The sequence below is a fragment of the Ensifer sp. GW823-FHT05D09 genome, from assembly GCF_058795755.1.
In genome coordinates this window covers 524,246-539,741 of record NZ_JBXAIA010000002.1, presented here as the reverse complement: position 1 = coordinate 539,741, position 15,496 = coordinate 524,246, and the positions used below count along the sequence as shown (strand labels likewise).

Sequence of the window (15,496 nt, the reverse complement as noted above, 5' to 3'; positions counted from 1 at the left end):
TTCCGGCTTCTAGGTGTCGCCATTTTGACCGACCGTGCGGCCGGCGCCGGGTGCTAGGTCGGAGAGAAAGTCGCCGATCCCGGGTCGCTTCAGCGCCTTGAATGGCATCGGGCGGCACAAATCCATGGCGGCGATGCCGATGCGCGCCGTCATCAACCCATTGATCACGCCTTCGCCCAGCCGCGCCGAGAGTTTTGAGGCAAGGCCGTGGCCGAGCACCTGCTGGATAAGGCTGTCGCCGGCGGCGATCGAGCCAGTCACAGCGAGATGGGCGACGACGTCGCGCATCAACCTGATCATGCCGAGCTTGCCCGGGCGGCCGCCATAAAGCTCGGCCATGGCCCGGATCATCCTGGCGGATTCATAGAGCACATAGCCGAGATCGACCAGCGCGCGCGGGCTGACGGCAGTGACGATCGATACCCGCTTGGATGCGGCAAGGATGGTGCGGCGCGCCTCGCGATCGAGCGGCGTCAACAATTCGCGCTCCGTCAGCTCCAAAAGGTGGGGGCCGTCGATGATTTCCCCTTCGGTTTCCTTGAGACGTGCCCGGCCGCGAGCCGTGCGCGGATTGGCGGCGAGAAGATGCACGAGTTTTTCCGCGGCCGATCGTGCCAGCTTGGTGTTGCCGGAGGCCGCCGCACTTTCCGCCTCCGCCTTCAAGCTCTGGACGGCTGTCAGTTGCATCATGCCTGAAAGCTCGCGGGCAGCGATCACCAGCAGCGCCAGCAGTCCGACGGCAACCACACCCATCGCGGCATAGCCCAGCCAGTCGGCGCGGGAGAACAGGTCGCGGATCAGGCGATCGACCCAAAGGCCAGCCGCCAATGACAACAGGATGCCGAGCGCGCCCATGGCGATCTTGCCGACGGACAGGCGGCGTTTGCGGGGATTTGCCTCAGGCAGCGCAAGGCTCTCAACCGCGAGCGTGGTTTCGCGGAAAGGATCCTCCGCGTCCGGCGTCATCACCACCTTGTCGTCGAAACTCGCCGGCGCCCGACGGGGCCGGGCGCTTTCGGAGGCCTTCGGCTCCGGATCGGGGGCGACCGAAAAGGCACCGGGCTTTCTGCCTCGGCTGTTGAAATCATCGCTCATGCCAGCCGATCTCCGAACAGGAACTGCATCGCCCGATCGAGCCGTATATGTGGCACCGACAGTTTCAATCCACCACCGGTCTCCTCCAGATGCGGCGGCCGGAAGCGGACGAAGCTGAGTTCGGGCATCGGATGCGCATCGCCGAAGGTCGTTGCCGATGCATCCGCATCAACGGCATTGAAGAGAACTTCAGGATCGTCCGGTAAGTCACCGGGAAATATAGCTGTTTTCCGCTCTCCGTCAAACGTGTCGCCGTTGATCTTCTCACCGGCGATCGGTGTGCCGACAATAACCGGCAGCGTATGCCCGCCATGATCGACGGTTGCCTCGCGCGTCGCCCGGACCGAGGCTATCGCCATGACCTCGAGCCCGGCACCGCTCATGCCGATGCTGGCAGCCGCCCGGCTGACCAGACGCGCCGTGATGCGTTCCAGACGGTCGTGGCTTTCGTGATGCAGGTGATCCGCCTTCGTTGCGGCGATCAGCACCTTGTCGATTCGTCGCGTCAGGAACGAAGAGAGCCAGCTGCTGGTGCCTGGGCGGAAGCAGGCCAGCACGTCGGCCAGCGCCTGCTCCAGATCCAGCAGGGCTTCCGGTCCGCCGTTGATCGCCTGCAGCGCATCCACGAGCACGATCTGTCGGTCGAGCCGGGCAAAGTGCTCGCGAAAGAACGGGCTGACGACGTGTTTCTTGTAGGCCTCGTAGCGGCGCTCCATCATAGCCCAGAGAGAGCCTTTGGGAGCACGGCCCTCGGGCAGGTCGGGCAAGGGCGAGAAGGTCAGGGCAGGCGAGCCCTCGAGATCGCCTGGCATCAGGAACCGACCAGGCGGCAGCGTCGAAGGCGAACTCGCATCCGCCTTGCAGGCCTTGAGGTAGGCTGTGAAGCTCTCGGCGAGCCGGCGCGCGCTGCTTTCATCCGCAATCGCCGTCGGCCCCGCCGACTGGGCAAGCGTCAGCCAATCCGCCGATAGCTTGGCGCGGCCATGCGCCCGAGCGCGGGCCACCGAATTGTCGCTGAACTCCTTGAAATTCTGCGCGAGCAGCGGCAAGTCGAGCAGCCATTCGCCGGGGTAGTCGACGATATCGAGCGACAGGCGTCCGGCCGAAAACAGCCTGTTCCAGCCGCTGGCGCTCTCGAAGTCGAGGGTGATGCGAAGTTGGGAGATCGCGCGCGTCGAGTCCGGCCAGATACGATCGCGCACAAGAGCGGCGATGTGATCCTCGTATTGAAAGCGTGGCACGGCGTCGTCAGGCTGTGGCTCAAGCCTGATCTTCGAAACGCGGCCGGAGCGCACGGCTTCGAACACAGGCAGCCGTCCACCGTTCAGGAGATTATGCACCAGCGATGAGATGAAGACGGTCTTTCCGGCCCTCGAAAGGCCCGTGACACCTAGCCGGATTGAGGGATTGACGAGCCCCGATGCACGATCGGTGAGATTGTCGAATGCAATCAGGGCGTCGTCTTTGAAGCTGGTCAGATTTGGCGCCAAGTCGTGCTATCCCTCGCGGACATTGCCGCTTTCGTTCATGCGAATGTCTGGAGCCGAGACGTGTGACGGGCTCTTGCTGCCTTGGCGATATAGGAAATATTTCCCGCACCGCAACAATGGCATGTCATTTCACTTCCCTGGTCGGCAGCATCAGCGATACCAGCGTCGCGGTGATCGCGCTGCCAATCCCTGCCTGGACGTCCAGAACCGCGAGGGCTGCGGGCGGATATCCATGCGGAAGCGCTTCGGCCGCCGCTTCGTTTCCGGCAAGACGGTGGAACAGTTCGTCGATCATCGGATTGTGTCCGACGATCATCAGCGAATTCAGATGCCTGTTTGCGTCGATGATGTCGGTGTAGATACTGGCCGGGCCCGTATAGAGCTCGTCCACATATCGGATGTCGATGTTTTCACTGACGGTGCGGAAGAAGGGTTCCGCGGTCTGGCGACAACGCACCGCCGTTGAGCACAGGATCAGGTCCGGCCGGATGCCGCGATCGGCAGCCAGCTCCGCGATCAGTTCTGCCTCGGCAAATCCGACATCGTCCAGCGCACGATCGAAATCGCGTTGTCCCGGCAGAGCCCAGCCCGAGCGGGCATGACGCAGAAGGAGGAGACGGAAGGGCCTGGCGGCACTGTCTTGCATGCATGAGTTCCGGTCGCTGCCGGTCGCGGGGCGCGACCGGATCGTGTATCGCCGAAACAGGTCTTGCGCGTCTGCCGGCGGATCACCACCTTTTCCCGTCGATGATGCAAAGATCAAGCTGCGAGGCGCTTTTTTCAGGGGATTGCCCTCTTGCCGTACGGAGCGGCAAAACCGGATCGAGGACGGCGTCGCGCCAGCGCAAGGACATCCAAGTTACAACCGGTCTTCTTGAGCGCGGGTAGGTGATTATCTCTACGATTAAGATCTCATCTGTAATTTTGATGAAATATTCGCCAGTTAGCCTGAATTGCAAGCATCGTTAAAATACGGTTGAGTGTTTAATCCGAGGCTTGAATCGCGGCTTCCATGGGGCTATACACCGCCGCAATGAGATGTTCTTCAGGAGAATCGCGTTGAGTGAGAAGATCGATCTTAGTACCTTTGTTCTCTCCGAGGACGAGGAATTCATGAATGCCACCCACCGGGCCTATTTCCGGGCCAAGCTAAATGCTTGGAGAAACGACATCCTTCGCGAGGCACGCGAGACACTGGATCACTTGGCCGAGGAGAGCGCCAATCATCCCGATCTCGCCGACAGAGCCTCTTCCGAAACAGACCGGGCAATTGAACTGAGAGCCCGCGACCGTCAGCGGAAGTTGATCTCGAAAATCGATGCTGCTTTGCAGCGGCTAGATGAAGGGACCTACGGCTATTGCGAGGAAACGGGAGAACCGATCGGCTTGAAGCGTCTGGACGCCCGACCGATTGCCACTCTCTCGATCGAGGCGCAGGAGCGCCACGAGCGTCGGGAAAAGGTCTACAGGGACGAATAAGATCCGGTTTCCGGATCAGTCATCAGAGAAAGAAAAAGGCGCGGTTTGACCGCGCCTTCTTCTTTTGTGCTCCTGTTCGAACCGAGCGACGCAGCAACCTGCGTCAGGGCTTACGCCCAGCGGAGATGTCGGCCAGCATACGGTTCATCTCTTCCTCGATCGTCGGCTCCTTGCGGGCATCGTCGAGTGGTGCACCGAGCAGCGGCTCCTGGCGGCCAGTGGCGGACACCGCCGCCCGGTTTTCCGGACGCGCCGCCGCGGAAGACGGCGTCAGCCGTTGCAGGTCTCCGCTGATTTCCGCATCGAGGATGCGTTCAAAGTCGGAAAGCGCACTTTGAGCTGCGGGCTGTGGCTGAGCAACTGGCGCGGGGCGCCGTTCCTGGACCGGCGGCTGGGCCGGCAGCACCCGGCTGCGTGCCGCGTCGAAGATGCCTTCGACCTTATCGGCGGCATTTGCTTGCACCCCGATCGGGCTGACCTGGGGAACGATTTCTGCGGGAACGATTTCTGGGGCCGGTGGCGCGACCCTTGCGACCGGGCGTGGCTCGACGGCCATCACTGGGGCCGGGCGCTGCTCGGCGACAGCGCGAACCGCCGGGGCCGGTTCACTGCGCACCGCAGGCTGCTCCTGAGGCATCGCCACCGGGCGTACCGGCGTTGCGACGGTCACTTCCGGCTGGGCGACGGCGGGACGCAACTGCGCCGGCGCTGCGGCCTTCGTCTCGGTTCCGTTGGCAACCGCCGGTTCGATGGGCTTGCGCTCGACGACAGCGGGGCCGTCATTCACGGAAGCGCTCTCGTCGAGCGGTGCAATCCGGCTTTCGATGACGATATCCGTCGGCCCGCCGATCATGATCAGATGCTCGACGTCGTCCCGACGTACCAGCACCAGGCGACGGCGCGTATCGACCGCCGCGGCATCGAGCACCGCAAGGCGCGGTTGCCTGTTCTTGCCGCCGCGGATGAAGGGCGAAGACGGCCGGTTGCGCATGATCCAGAGCACCGCTACGAGGCACAGAAGCCCGATCGCAACGGCGCCGGCGGCGATAATGAATCGGCTACCGTTGTCTCCGACGATCGTTTCCATCATAGGCTGAACTCCTTGTAGCCTTTCGAGTGGCAGTATTTGACGGCTTTTTTCGGGCCTGGACAAGGACTTCGCCGACATTCCCTGTGAATTGAGCGCTACGCTTCCGCACAGGTGCTTTTTGCTGTTATCTCTGATCGTTAAAGATGATTCCTATCCGAATGATCGAGGGCGTGTCGGTATTGGCCGAATTCACCTGGCGGATTGCGCGGATGCCGGCCGAAGCGCCGGACCGTATCGGTTTTGCGCCGGGCGGTATTGGCGGCAGATGAGGACCCGATGACGAAATTGCGGCAGTCAGGTGACTACCAGATGCCGGTTGTTGACCGTGGTGTCAGGCCAGGAACCGTCATGCGGATCGTCCTGCTTGCGATCGTTCTGACCGTCTCTGCGATCGCCTTCGTGGTCTTCAAGAACGAGTTGGAGAATGAGATCGTTCTCGGCATTCTTGGCGTTCTCGCCATGGTCGGGATCTTCTTCCTCGTCTCCTCGGTCATCGGCTTCATCGAGGTGATGCCACAATCGCGGCCGGATGAGTTGGCGCGCGCCTTTCTCGACGGCCACGAGGACGGCACGATCGTCACGGACCGCAAGGGCCGTATCATCTATGCCAACGCCGCCTACGGCGCACTGACCGGCGCGAAGAACGCCGCCGGCATCCAGTCGCTTGAAACGATCCTGTCGCGGAACCGCGAGGCGACCGAAGCGATCTACCGCCTCACCAACGGCCTGCACGAAGGCAAGCAGGGGCACGAAGAATTTCGCCTGCTGAAGCCGCTGGCCACGGGCGCTACCGCCAGCGGCTCCGGTGCGCACTGGTTCCGCCTGAAGGCCCGCGTGCTGCCGCTCGAAGACAGCGACCGCAATCCGCTCTACCTCTGGCAGATCGCCGATATCACCACCGAACGCGACGATCAGGAGCGGTTCTTCAAGGAATTGCAGAACGCCATCGACTATCTCGACCATGCGCCTGCCGGATTCTTCTCCGCCGGCCGCAAGGGCGAGATTTTCTACATCAACGCCACGCTTGCGGATTGGCTCGGCATTGATCTGACGAAGTTCCAGCCGGGCTCGATGAGCATCGGCGACCTCGTTGCCGGCGAGGGGCTGACGCTGGTGCAGTCGGTGCAGGCCGAGCCTGGCCTGAAGAAGACCAAGGTGCTGGACCTCGATCTGCGCAAGTCCAACGGCCAGAGCCTGCCGGTGCGCATGGTGCACCGGGTGTCGTCGGCACGCGACGGCGCGCCGGGCGAAAGCCGGACGATCGTCATGTCGCGCGACGGCGGCGAGGACGAGGACCAGTCGGCGTCGAGCGCTGCGATGCGCTTCACCCGCTTTTTCAACAACACGCCGATGGCCATCGCATCCGTCGACGGCAACGGTCGCATCCTGCGCACCAATGCCCCGTTCCTCAAGCTGTTCTCGGGCCTTGTCTCCCAGGACGACGTCGAGCGCGGCGCGCTGATCGAAACGGTCGTACACCCGACAGAAAAGGGGCGCCTGCACGAGGCGCTTGCCGCTGCCAAGGACCGCCAGGGCGACATCGCACCGATCGACGCCTTGCACCCGGCCGATGGCGAACGCCACTTCCGCTTCTATATCAATGCCGTCATCGACCAGAGCGATCAGGCTCCGGAAGAAGCGGCGATCATCTATGCGCTTGAAATCACCGAGCAGAAGGCGCTCGAAAACCAGATGGCGCAGACCCAGAAGATGAATGCGGTCGGTACGCTTGCGGGCGGCATCGCGCACGACTTCAACAACGTTCTGACGGCGATCCTGCTTTCGTCCGACCACCTGCTTCTGTCGGCCCGCCCGGCGGATGCAAGCTTCGCCGACCTGATGGAGATCAAGCGCAACGCCAACCGGGCGGCAGTGCTGGTTCGGCAGTTGCTCGCCTTCTCGCGCAAGCAGACAATGCGGCCCACAGTGCTGAGCATGACCGATGTCATCGGCGATCTGCGCATGCTGGTCGATCGCATGACCGGAACCAACGTCAAGGTCGAAGTCGACTACGGGCGCGATCTCTGGCCGGTGCGCACGGACCTCGGTCAATTCGAGCAGGTGCTGCTCAACCTTGCCGTCAATGCGCGCGACGCGATGCCCTCAGGCGGCATCATCACGCTTCGCACCCGCAATCTGCCGTCAAGCGAGATTGCAGCTATCGGCCGGCGGGAATTGCCGGAAGAAGATTTCGTCATGGTGGAGGTTTCCGACCAGGGAACCGGCATTCCGCCAGAAATTCTCGACAAGATCTTCGAGCCTTTCTTCACCACCAAGGAAGTCGGCAAGGGCACGGGCCTGGGGCTTTCGATGGTCTATGGCATCGTCAAACAATCCGGCGGCTACATCTATCCGGAATCCGAAGTCGGCAAGGGAACCACTTTCCGCATCCTCTTGCCGCGCCACATCGACATTCCCGAAGTCGCGGGCGAGCAGGCTCAGGGTGGTTCCGTTGGTACGATGGCGCCGCCGGTCGAAACGGTTGCCAAGCCGGTCGCCAAGACCGAGGAACCGACCGATCTCACCGGCGATTCGGCCGTTGTCCTGCTCGTCGAGGATGAAGAGGCTGTCCGCCGCGGCGGCAAGCGCATGCTCGAGACACGTGGCTATACCGTCCATGAGGCCGGCTCCGGCGTCGAAGCGCTCGATATCATGGACGAGCTCGATGGCGCGGTCGATATCGTCGTTTCCGACGTGGTGATGCCGGAAATGGATGGACCGACGCTGCTGACCGAACTGCGCAAGAAGTACCCTGACCTGAAGTTCATCTTCGTCTCGGGCTACGCGGAAGACGCTTTCGCCCGCAATCTGCCGGCTGATGCCAAGTTCGGCTTCCTGCCGAAGCCGTTCTCGCTGAAGCAACTGGCGGTGGCCGTGCGCGAGATGCTCGATTCCTGAGGTCGTTGCCGGCCTGTGCTACAGCAAAAAGCCCGACGTTTGCGCGCCGGGCTTTCTTTTTGTCGTCGAGAGCATTTCCAGGAAATAGCGCTTCTGCGATCCCGGTTGGAGCGGAGGCGCTCCAACCCGAATAGCGCTCTTACTTCGCGGTGAGCGCCACAGCGATTTCACCGGCGAGGCGGGCATTGTTCTCGACCAACGCGATGTTGGTTTCGAGGCTGCGGCCCTCGGTCAGGTGGAAGAGATTGTCGAGCAGGTAGGGGGTCACGGCCTTGCCGGTGACGTCGTCGCGTTCGGCGTTGTCGATCGCGCGGGCGATATAGATTTCCATCTCCTCGCGCGGGATCTCGCTTTCAGCGGGAACCGGGTTGGCAATCAACATGCCGCCATCGACGCCGAGCTGCTCGCGCATGTTCTGGAAGTTGGCGATCGCCGCCGGGCTGTTCAGCATCAGCGGGCTCTTGAGGCCAGAATCGCGCGACCAGAAGGCCGGGAAGACGTCGCTGTCGTAAGTGACGACCGGCACGCCGCGGGTTTCCAGCACTTCAAGCGTCTTTGGAATGTCGAGGATGGCCTTGGCTCCGGCGCAAACGACGATCACGGCCGTGCGGGCCAGTTCTTCGAGGTCGGCGGAAATGTCGAAGCTCAGCTCGGCCCCACGGTGCACGCCGCCGATGCCGCCGGTCGCAAAGACGTGGATGCCGGCGCGGGCAGCGGCAATCATTGTGGCGGCAACGGTGGTCGCGCCGGTACGACGCTCGGCGATCGCAAAGGCAAGGTCGGCGCGCGAGACCTTCATCGCGCCTTCCGTTTGTGCCAGTTCAACGAGCTTGGCATCATCAAGGCCGATATGCAGAACGCCATGGATCACGGCGATGGTCGCCGGGACGGCGCCCTGCTCGCGAATGATCGCTTCGACGCTGCGAGCCATGTTGAGGTTGCCCGGGTAGGGCATGCCATGGGTGATGATGGTCGATTCCAGTGCCACAATCGGCGCGCCACGCGCCTTGGCGGCTGCAACCTCGTCGGAATATTGCATCGGCAGGGAGGGGGAAGCGGGTTTGGTCATGGTTTTTCCTTGGGAGTTCGGCTGGCGGCGTTCATGCCAGCATTTGAGGTGCCGGCACAAGGGCAAGCGCCTGTTCAAGATTGGCCTGCGACATTTGTTCCGACGCGGCCAGAGGCGAGAGCAGGGTAATGCCGGCAGCGGCCATGCCGTGCCTGAGGCATTCATCGAGTCCGTGGCCAGCCAAGCGCGCCGCGAGGAAACCCGACGCCAGGGCATCGCCGGCGCCGGTGACATCGGCAAGTGCGGGCAAGGCCGGTGGCGTCGCGACACAGACAGAATTGCGATCGAAGGCAACGACCGCACGACCGCCGCGGGTAACGACACCACCGTTGAGCCCGGCAGCGCGTAGGAGCGGCGGCCAGCCCTCGGCATCCGGGCAATCCTTTCCGGTCAGCGCCCGCGCCTCGGCCTCGTTCATGAAAAGGAAGCCGAGGTTGGAGAGAGCCGGCAGGAAGCGAACCACTTTTGCCGGCGATACGGCAATGCCGGCCACGATCCGCCCGTCGGCCGAAGCCGTCTCAACGAGAGCGGCAATCGTTTCTTCCGGCAGGTTCGCATCTGTCAGCACCAGCCGGCTGTCAGCGATCGCGTCGCGCAAGGCGCGCCGCTGCAATTGGCGCGGCGAGAACAGCCGGTAGAGATCCATGTCGGCAAGCGCGATCACCAGGTTGCCGTCATTCTCGATGATCGCTGTGTAGCTCGGCGTCTGGCGGTCGAGAAAGGTGAGGGGTGTGTCGATGACGCCGGCAGCAGCGGCCGCTGCCGTGACCATCTCCCCGGCGGCGTCACCGCCGCGGGTGCTGACCATTCTCACACTATGGCCCAGGCGCGCCAGATTGCGGGCAGCGTTGAAGCCACCACCGCCGGCCTCTTCGAACCAGGTGCCCGGATTGCTCGAGCCCGGTGCGGTCGCGCCACTAATTCTGCCGCGCCTGTCGATATGGGCGCCGCCAAAGACCGCGATTTCGCCTTCCGTCATGAATGTTCCTCTGCTGTCTCTCAGGCGAATCGGATCGGGAGCGTTCATCATCTCAAGGTGTTCCAGGTCTTGCCGGGAAAATTACACCTCAAAGCGTGAACATGAATCGAACACAATCCGAATAATTCCTATTTTTCAACGTCTTGACCCGCCCTTGCAAAACAGGAACAAAACATGTACAAAAACTCGTGCGGCGGCTTCATTGCCTCGGTAGCTTCAATAACCTAAAGGTGGACCAAATGGCACAAAACTCTTTGCGGCTCGTAGAGGACAAATCGGTGGACAAAAGCAAGGCACTTGAAGCGGCACTTTCCCAGATCGAACGGTCGTTCGGCAAGGGATCGATCATGAAGCTCGGTGGGAAGGACAGCATCATCGAGATCGAGACGGTTTCGACCGGCTCTCTCAGCCTGGACATCGCGCTCGGCATTGGCGGCCTGCCGAAGGGCCGTATCATTGAAATCTATGGCCCGGAAAGCTCGGGCAAGACGACGCTCGCATTGCAGACGATCGCCGAAGCACAGAAGAAGGGTGGCATCTGCGCCTTCGTCGACGCTGAACATGCACTCGACCCGGTTTATGCGCGCAAGCTGGGTGTTGACCTCGAAAACCTCCTGATCTCGCAGCCCGATACCGGCGAACAGGCACTCGAAATCACCGATACGCTGGTGCGCTCCGGTGCGATCGACGTTCTCGTCATCGACTCCGTTGCAGCGCTCGTGCCGCGCGCGGAAATCGAGGGCGAAATGGGCGACAGCCTGCCGGGCATGCAGGCCCGCCTGATGAGCCAGGCGCTACGCAAGCTGACGGCTTCGATTTCGAAGTCGAACTGCATGGTCGTCTTCATCAACCAGATCCGCATGAAGATCGGCGTCATGTTCGGTTCGCCGGAAACGACGACGGGCGGTAACGCGCTGAAGTTCTACGCCTCGGTTCGACTTGACATCCGCCGCATCGGCTCCGTCAAGGAGCGCGAAGAGGTCGTCGGCAACCAGACGCGCGTCAAGGTCGTCAAGAACAAGATGGCGCCTCCCTTCAAGCAGGTCGAATTCGACATCATGTATGGCGAAGGCGTGTCCAAGACCGGCGAACTCGTCGACCTCGGAGTCAAGGCCGGCATCGTCGAGAAGTCCGGCGCCTGGTTCTCCTATAACAGCCAGCGTCTCGGACAGGGCCGCGAGAACGCCAAGTCGTTCCTCAGGGACAACCCGGATCTTTCGCGCGAGATCGAGACGGCTCTGCGCCAGAACGCCGGCCTGATCGCCGACCGTTTCCTGGAGAATGGCGGTCCGGAACCTGATGACGGCGACGACGCTGCCGAAGCATAATCGGCAAGCCAGGCTTCATACATTCAAAACCGGTCGCCATCATTGGCGGCCGGTTTTTTGTTGCCGTCTGGACAGCATGATACGCGAACGATAAAAGCCTGTGGTTCCGGCGACCGAGGGCGTTGGAGGGCGCAGCCGTCGACGATGGCTGTGGGGTTGAAGGACAACGGCAAGGGGCACGGCAAATGCCGGGGCTTGGGCCTGAATTGGTGCACAGATAGGACGCAAGATGAGCGGCGTGAATGAAATCCGGTCGACGTTTCTCGACTATTTCCGCAGGAATGGTCACGAGGTGGTGTCGTCGAGCCCGTTGGTGCCGCGCAACGACCCGACACTGATGTTCACCAATGCCGGCATGGTGCAGTTCAAGAACGTCTTTACCGGGCTGGAGCAGCGTCCCTATTCGACGGCCGTGACCGCGCAGAAATGCGTGCGCGCCGGCGGCAAGCACAACGACCTCGACAATGTCGGATATACGGCCCGCCACCACACCTTCTTCGAAATGCTCGGCAACTTCTCCTTTGGCGATTACTTCAAGGAGAACGCCATCGAGCTTGCCTGGAACCTGATCACCAAGGAGTACGGCCTCGACGCCAAGCGCCTGCTGGTGACGGTCTATCACACCGACGACGAGGCCTTTGACCTCTGGAAGAAGATCGCCGGCCTCACCGAAGACCGCATCATCCGCATTCCGACCAGCGACAATTTCTGGGCCATGGGCGATACCGGTCCGTGCGGTCCCTGTTCTGAAATCTTCTACGACCACGGCGACAAGATCTGGGGCGGACCTCCGGGCTCTGCCGATGAGGACGGTGACCGCTTCATCGAGATCTGGAACCTCGTCTTCATGCAGTACGAGCAGATCACCAAGGAAGAGCGGGTCAACCTGCCGCGTCCGTCGATCGACACCGGCATGGGCCTCGAGCGCCTGGCAGCCGTGCTGCAGGGCCAGCACGACAACTACGACATCGATCTCTTCCGCGCGCTGATCGCAGCCTCCGAAGAGGCAACAGGCGTCAAGGCCGAGGGCGACCAGCGCGCCAGCCACCGCGTCATTGCCGACCATCTGCGTTCGTCCGCGTTCCTGATCGCCGACGGCGTTCTGCCATCGAACGAGGGCCGCGGCTACGTTCTGCGCCGCATCATGCGCCGCGCCATGCGCCATGCGCAGCTGCTCGGCGCCCGCGATCCCCTGATGTGGAAGCTGCTGCCGGCGCTGGTCGGCCAGATGGGCCGTGCCTATCCGGAACTGATGCGCGCCGAAGCACTGATTTCCGAGACGCTGAAGCTCGAGGAAACCCGCTTCCGCAAGACGCTGGAGCGCGGCCTCAACCTCCTGTCCGAAGCGTCCGCCGACCTTTCCGAAGGCGACCAGTTCAACGGCGAGACCGCCTTCAAGCTCTACGATACCTATGGCTTCCCGCTCGACCTGACCCAGGACGCCCTGCGCGCCAAGGGCATTTCCGTCGATACCGACGCCTTCACGACCGCCATGCAGCGCCAGAAGGCCGAGGCCCGTGCGAGCTGGTCGGGGTCCGGTGAAGCGGCAACCGAAACCATCTGGTTCGAGCTGCGCGAAAAGCATGGCTCGACCGAGTTCCTCGGCTACGACACCGAGATTGCCGAAGGCGTGATCCAGGCGATCGTGAGCGATGGCGCTGTCGCACAGTCGGCCGCCAAGGGTGAAACCGTCCAGATCGTCCTCAACCAGACGCCGTTCTACGGCGAATCGGGCGGCCAGATGGGCGACACCGGTACGATCACCACCGACGGCGGCAAGGTAACCGTGACCGACACGCAGAAGCGCGGAGAGGGGCTGTTCGTCCATTTCGGCGTCGTTGCCGAAGGCACGATCAAGACCGGCGATGCGGCGCAGCTCGAAGTCGACCACGCCCGCCGTTCGCGCCTGCGCGCCAACCATTCCGCCACCCATTTGCTGCATGAGGCGCTTCGCGAAGTGCTCGGCACACATGTGGCACAGAAGGGTTCGCTGGTCGCACCTGAGCGCCTGCGCTTCGACGTCTCGCACCCGAAGCCGATGTCGGCCGAGGAACTGAAGATCGTCGAAGAGATGGCAAACGAGATCATCGTCCAGAACACGCCGGTCACCACCCGCCTGATGAGCGTCGACGATGCCATTGCCGAAGGTGCGATGGCGCTGTTCGGCGAAAAATACGGCGACGAAGTGCGTGTCGTCTCCATGGGCCAGGGCATCCACGGCTCCAAGGCCAATCGTCCCTATTCCGTCGAACTCTGCGGCGGCACGCACGTGTCGGCCACCGGTGACATCGGCCTCGTGCGCGTCGTTTCCGAAAGCGCCGTCGGCGCCGGCGTACGCCGCGTCGAGGCGCTGACGGGCGAGGCGGCCCGTGCCTACCTCAACGAACAGGACGAGCGGGTCAAGACGCTTGCCAACACGCTCAAGGTTCAGCCGGGCGACGTGCTCGGTCGCGTCGAGGCACTTCTCGACGAGCGCCGCAAGCTGGAGCGCGAGCTTACCGAAGCCAAGAAGAAGCTGGCACTCGGTGGCGGCGGTCAGGCGGGATCGAGCGATGCCGCCCGCGACATCGCCGGCATGCGCTTCCTCGGCAAGGTGGTTTCCGGTGTTGAGCCCAAGGACCTGAAGAGCCTGGCGGACGACGGCAAGAAGAGCCTCGGCTCCGGCGTCGTCGCCTTTGTCGGCGTTTCCGGTGACGGAAAGGCAAGTGCCGTCGTGGCTGTGACCGACGACCTGACCTCCAAGGTCAGCGCCGTCGATCTGGTGCGTGTCGCCTCCGCCGCTCTCGGCGGCAAGGGCGGCGGCGGTCGCGCCGATATGGCGCAGGCTGGCGGCCCTGACGGCGAGAAGGCAGCCGAAGCGATCGAGGCTGTTGCTGTGGCGCTGGCCGGCTAAGACCAGGCGCACACACAGGAATTTGAAAAGGCGTCCGGTTCGGGCGCCTTTTTTTTGTGGCGGCGACTGGCCGTCGGTCCAACGGCATTCGTTCGCCGCAAAACTCCGCAGGATTTGTCAAACTCGGCTATGGTCTACCGATCCGTGAGCAAAACGCGAAAGGTTCGGCATGGACGAGCAGGCAAGCTGGGCGACCTATGAGAGACGTCTGCACAGGGTGAGCGACTATATTTACGGCCATCTCAATGAAGAGCTCGATCTAGATCGGCTCGCTGAGATCGCCTGCCTGTCGCCGCACCACTGGCACCGGATCTACCGGGCCGTTCACGGCGAGACACTGGCGGCAACGGTCAAGCGGCTACGGCTGCAGAAGGCCGCCGCCGATCTCGTACAAACCGATCTTCCTGTCGACGCGATCGCGCAGCGCTCTGGCTACCCCAATATTCAATCCTTCAACCGCACCTTCAAGGCAGTCTACGGACTGCCGCCGGCGCGATACCGGAGGGAGGGCAGCCACAAAACCTTCGAAACCGCTTCATCGGAAGGAATTGCGGACATGTATGAAGTCACCCTCAAGGAAATCGACAGTTTTGGCGTCGTCGGCGTTGCCCACACCGGGTCCTACATGGGCATCGGCAAGGCGTTCGAGACCCTCTACGGCACGCTGTTTTCGCGCAACCTCTTCAGGCCCGACATGGAGATGATTGGCATCTACCTGGATGATCCGGAACTGGTGCCGACAGACAAGCTGCGGTCCTTCGCCTGCGTGTCGGCCAAAGGGGATTTGCCCTCGGATGCACCGCTGACGCCGCAGACACTCGATGGTGGACGTTACGCCGTCCTGCGTCACAAGGGGCCGTATGCGGACATGCCCTTGGCCTATCAATGGCTCTACGGCACGTGGCTGCCGCAGTCCGGCCGAGAGGTGCGCGACAGCCTGATGTTCGAGAAATATCTCAACAATCCGCGCGACGTGCCGCCGACAGAGCTTTTGAGCGAGATCTATCTGCCGCTGAAATAGGGGTGCGTCACCCCCAACGCATCAATGTCTTTGGGCTTGTGGCTGGACTCGGATCCTCGGGTGAAGCCGGAGCATGACGGAGATAATGAGTCGCCACCGGGCTTTTAAGATTCCCATTGAACCGAGCAAAAAGAAACCCGGCGCCAGGCCGGGT

Annotated in this window: 11 protein-coding genes; 5 read left to right on the top strand and 6 right to left on the bottom strand. The window is 62.5% G+C overall.

Annotated features, from left to right (window positions below; all coding sequences use genetic code 11):
- Positions 1 to 9: 9 nt before the first annotated feature.
- From AC1Q80_RS08365 to AC1Q80_RS08355, 3 genes are all read right to left on the bottom strand, one after another.
- Positions 10 to 1,095, bottom strand: a complete 1,086-nt coding sequence (locus AC1Q80_RS08365; RefSeq protein ID WP_492360130.1) for a YcjF family protein — start codon at positions 1,093 to 1,095, stop codon at positions 10 to 12.
- Positions 1,092 to 2,585, bottom strand: a complete 1,494-nt coding sequence (locus AC1Q80_RS08360; protein ID WP_492360129.1) for a YcjX family GTP-binding protein — start codon at positions 2,583 to 2,585, stop codon at positions 1,092 to 1,094. The genes AC1Q80_RS08365 and AC1Q80_RS08360 overlap by 4 nt, the downstream gene beginning before the upstream one ends.
- A 124-nt stretch (positions 2,586 to 2,709) precedes the next feature.
- On the bottom strand, positions 2,710 to 3,231 hold the full coding sequence (locus AC1Q80_RS08355; RefSeq protein WP_173420083.1) for a SixA phosphatase family protein: 522 nt from the start codon (positions 3,229 to 3,231) through the stop codon (positions 2,710 to 2,712).
- Between the two features lie 413 nt (positions 3,232 to 3,644).
- On the opposite strand from AC1Q80_RS08355, the gene dksA reads away from it, so the two are divergent.
- Positions 3,645 to 4,064 (top strand): RNA polymerase-binding protein DksA, encoded by a 420-nt coding sequence (gene dksA, locus AC1Q80_RS08350; protein ID WP_025427181.1) that lies wholly within the window; start codon positions 3,645 to 3,647, stop codon positions 4,062 to 4,064.
- A gap of 103 nt (positions 4,065 to 4,167) precedes the next feature.
- Here dksA and AC1Q80_RS08345 read toward each other — a convergent pair whose 3' ends face one another.
- On the bottom strand, positions 4,168 to 5,154 hold the full coding sequence (locus AC1Q80_RS08345) for a flagellar biosynthetic protein FliO (RefSeq protein WP_492360128.1): 987 nt from the start codon (positions 5,152 to 5,154) through the stop codon (positions 4,168 to 4,170).
- A 276-nt stretch (positions 5,155 to 5,430) separates the two neighbouring features.
- On the opposite strand from AC1Q80_RS08345, the gene cckA reads away from it, so the two are divergent.
- Positions 5,431 to 8,052, top strand: coding sequence for a cell cycle histidine kinase CckA (cckA, locus tag AC1Q80_RS08340; protein ID WP_209791906.1), 2,622 nt, complete (start codon positions 5,431 to 5,433; stop codon positions 8,050 to 8,052).
- A gap of 139 nt (positions 8,053 to 8,191) precedes the next feature.
- On the opposite strand, the gene AC1Q80_RS08335 is transcribed toward cckA, so the two are convergent.
- Positions 8,192 to 9,121 (bottom strand): pseudouridine-5'-phosphate glycosidase, encoded by a 930-nt coding sequence (locus AC1Q80_RS08335; RefSeq protein ID WP_173420080.1) that lies wholly within the window; start codon positions 9,119 to 9,121, stop codon positions 8,192 to 8,194.
- Positions 9,122 to 9,152: 31 nt separating this feature from the next.
- The gene (locus AC1Q80_RS08330) at positions 9,153 to 10,100 is read right to left on the bottom strand and encodes a carbohydrate kinase family protein (RefSeq protein ID WP_173420079.1); all 948 of its coding nucleotides are present in this window, start codon (positions 10,098 to 10,100) and stop codon (positions 9,153 to 9,155) included.
- A 239-nt stretch (positions 10,101 to 10,339) separates the two neighbouring features.
- On the opposite strand from AC1Q80_RS08330, the gene recA reads away from it, so the two are divergent.
- The 3 genes from recA to AC1Q80_RS08315 all read left to right on the top strand — a co-directional run bounded on the left by recA (position 10,340) and on the right by AC1Q80_RS08315 (position 15,342).
- Complete coding sequence (gene recA, locus AC1Q80_RS08325; protein ID WP_077503639.1) at positions 10,340 to 11,428, top strand: recombinase RecA; 1,089 nt, start codon at positions 10,340 to 10,342, stop codon at positions 11,426 to 11,428.
- A gap of 229 nt (positions 11,429 to 11,657) precedes the next feature.
- Positions 11,658 to 14,321: an alanine--tRNA ligase gene (gene alaS, locus AC1Q80_RS08320; protein ID WP_492360127.1), complete on the top strand. Its 2,664-nt coding sequence runs from the start codon at positions 11,658 to 11,660 to the stop codon at positions 14,319 to 14,321.
- Positions 14,322 to 14,490: 169 nt separating this feature from the next.
- Positions 14,491 to 15,342, top strand: a complete 852-nt coding sequence (locus AC1Q80_RS08315; protein ID WP_492360126.1) for an AraC family transcriptional regulator — start codon at positions 14,491 to 14,493, stop codon at positions 15,340 to 15,342.
- Positions 15,343 to 15,496 lie beyond the last annotated feature (154 nt).

What these genes read in the sequence shown, in the direction of transcription:
- AC1Q80_RS08365 (WP_492360130.1), bottom strand. Translation starts at nt 1,095, where the DNA reads ATGAGCGATGATTTCAACAGCCGAGGCAGAAAGCCCGGTGCCTTTTCG.
- AC1Q80_RS08355 (WP_173420083.1), bottom strand. Translation starts at nt 3,231, where the DNA reads ATGCAAGACAGTGCCGCCAGGCCCTTCCGTCTCCTCCTTCTGCGTCAT.
- AC1Q80_RS08345 (WP_492360128.1), bottom strand. Translation starts at nt 5,154, where the DNA reads ATGATGGAAACGATCGTCGGAGACAACGGTAGCCGATTCATTATCGCC.
- cckA (WP_209791906.1), top strand. Translation starts at nt 5,431, where the DNA reads ATGACGAAATTGCGGCAGTCAGGTGACTACCAGATGCCGGTTGTTGAC.
- AC1Q80_RS08335 (WP_173420080.1), bottom strand. Translation starts at nt 9,121, where the DNA reads ATGACCAAACCCGCTTCCCCCTCCCTGCCGATGCAATATTCCGACGAG.
- AC1Q80_RS08330 (WP_173420079.1), bottom strand. Translation starts at nt 10,100, where the DNA reads ATGACGGAAGGCGAAATCGCGGTCTTTGGCGGCGCCCATATCGACAGG.
- recA (WP_077503639.1), top strand. Translation starts at nt 10,340, where the DNA reads ATGGCACAAAACTCTTTGCGGCTCGTAGAGGACAAATCGGTGGACAAA.
- alaS (WP_492360127.1), top strand. Translation starts at nt 11,658, where the DNA reads ATGAGCGGCGTGAATGAAATCCGGTCGACGTTTCTCGACTATTTCCGC.
- AC1Q80_RS08315 (WP_492360126.1), top strand. Translation starts at nt 14,491, where the DNA reads ATGGACGAGCAGGCAAGCTGGGCGACCTATGAGAGACGTCTGCACAGG.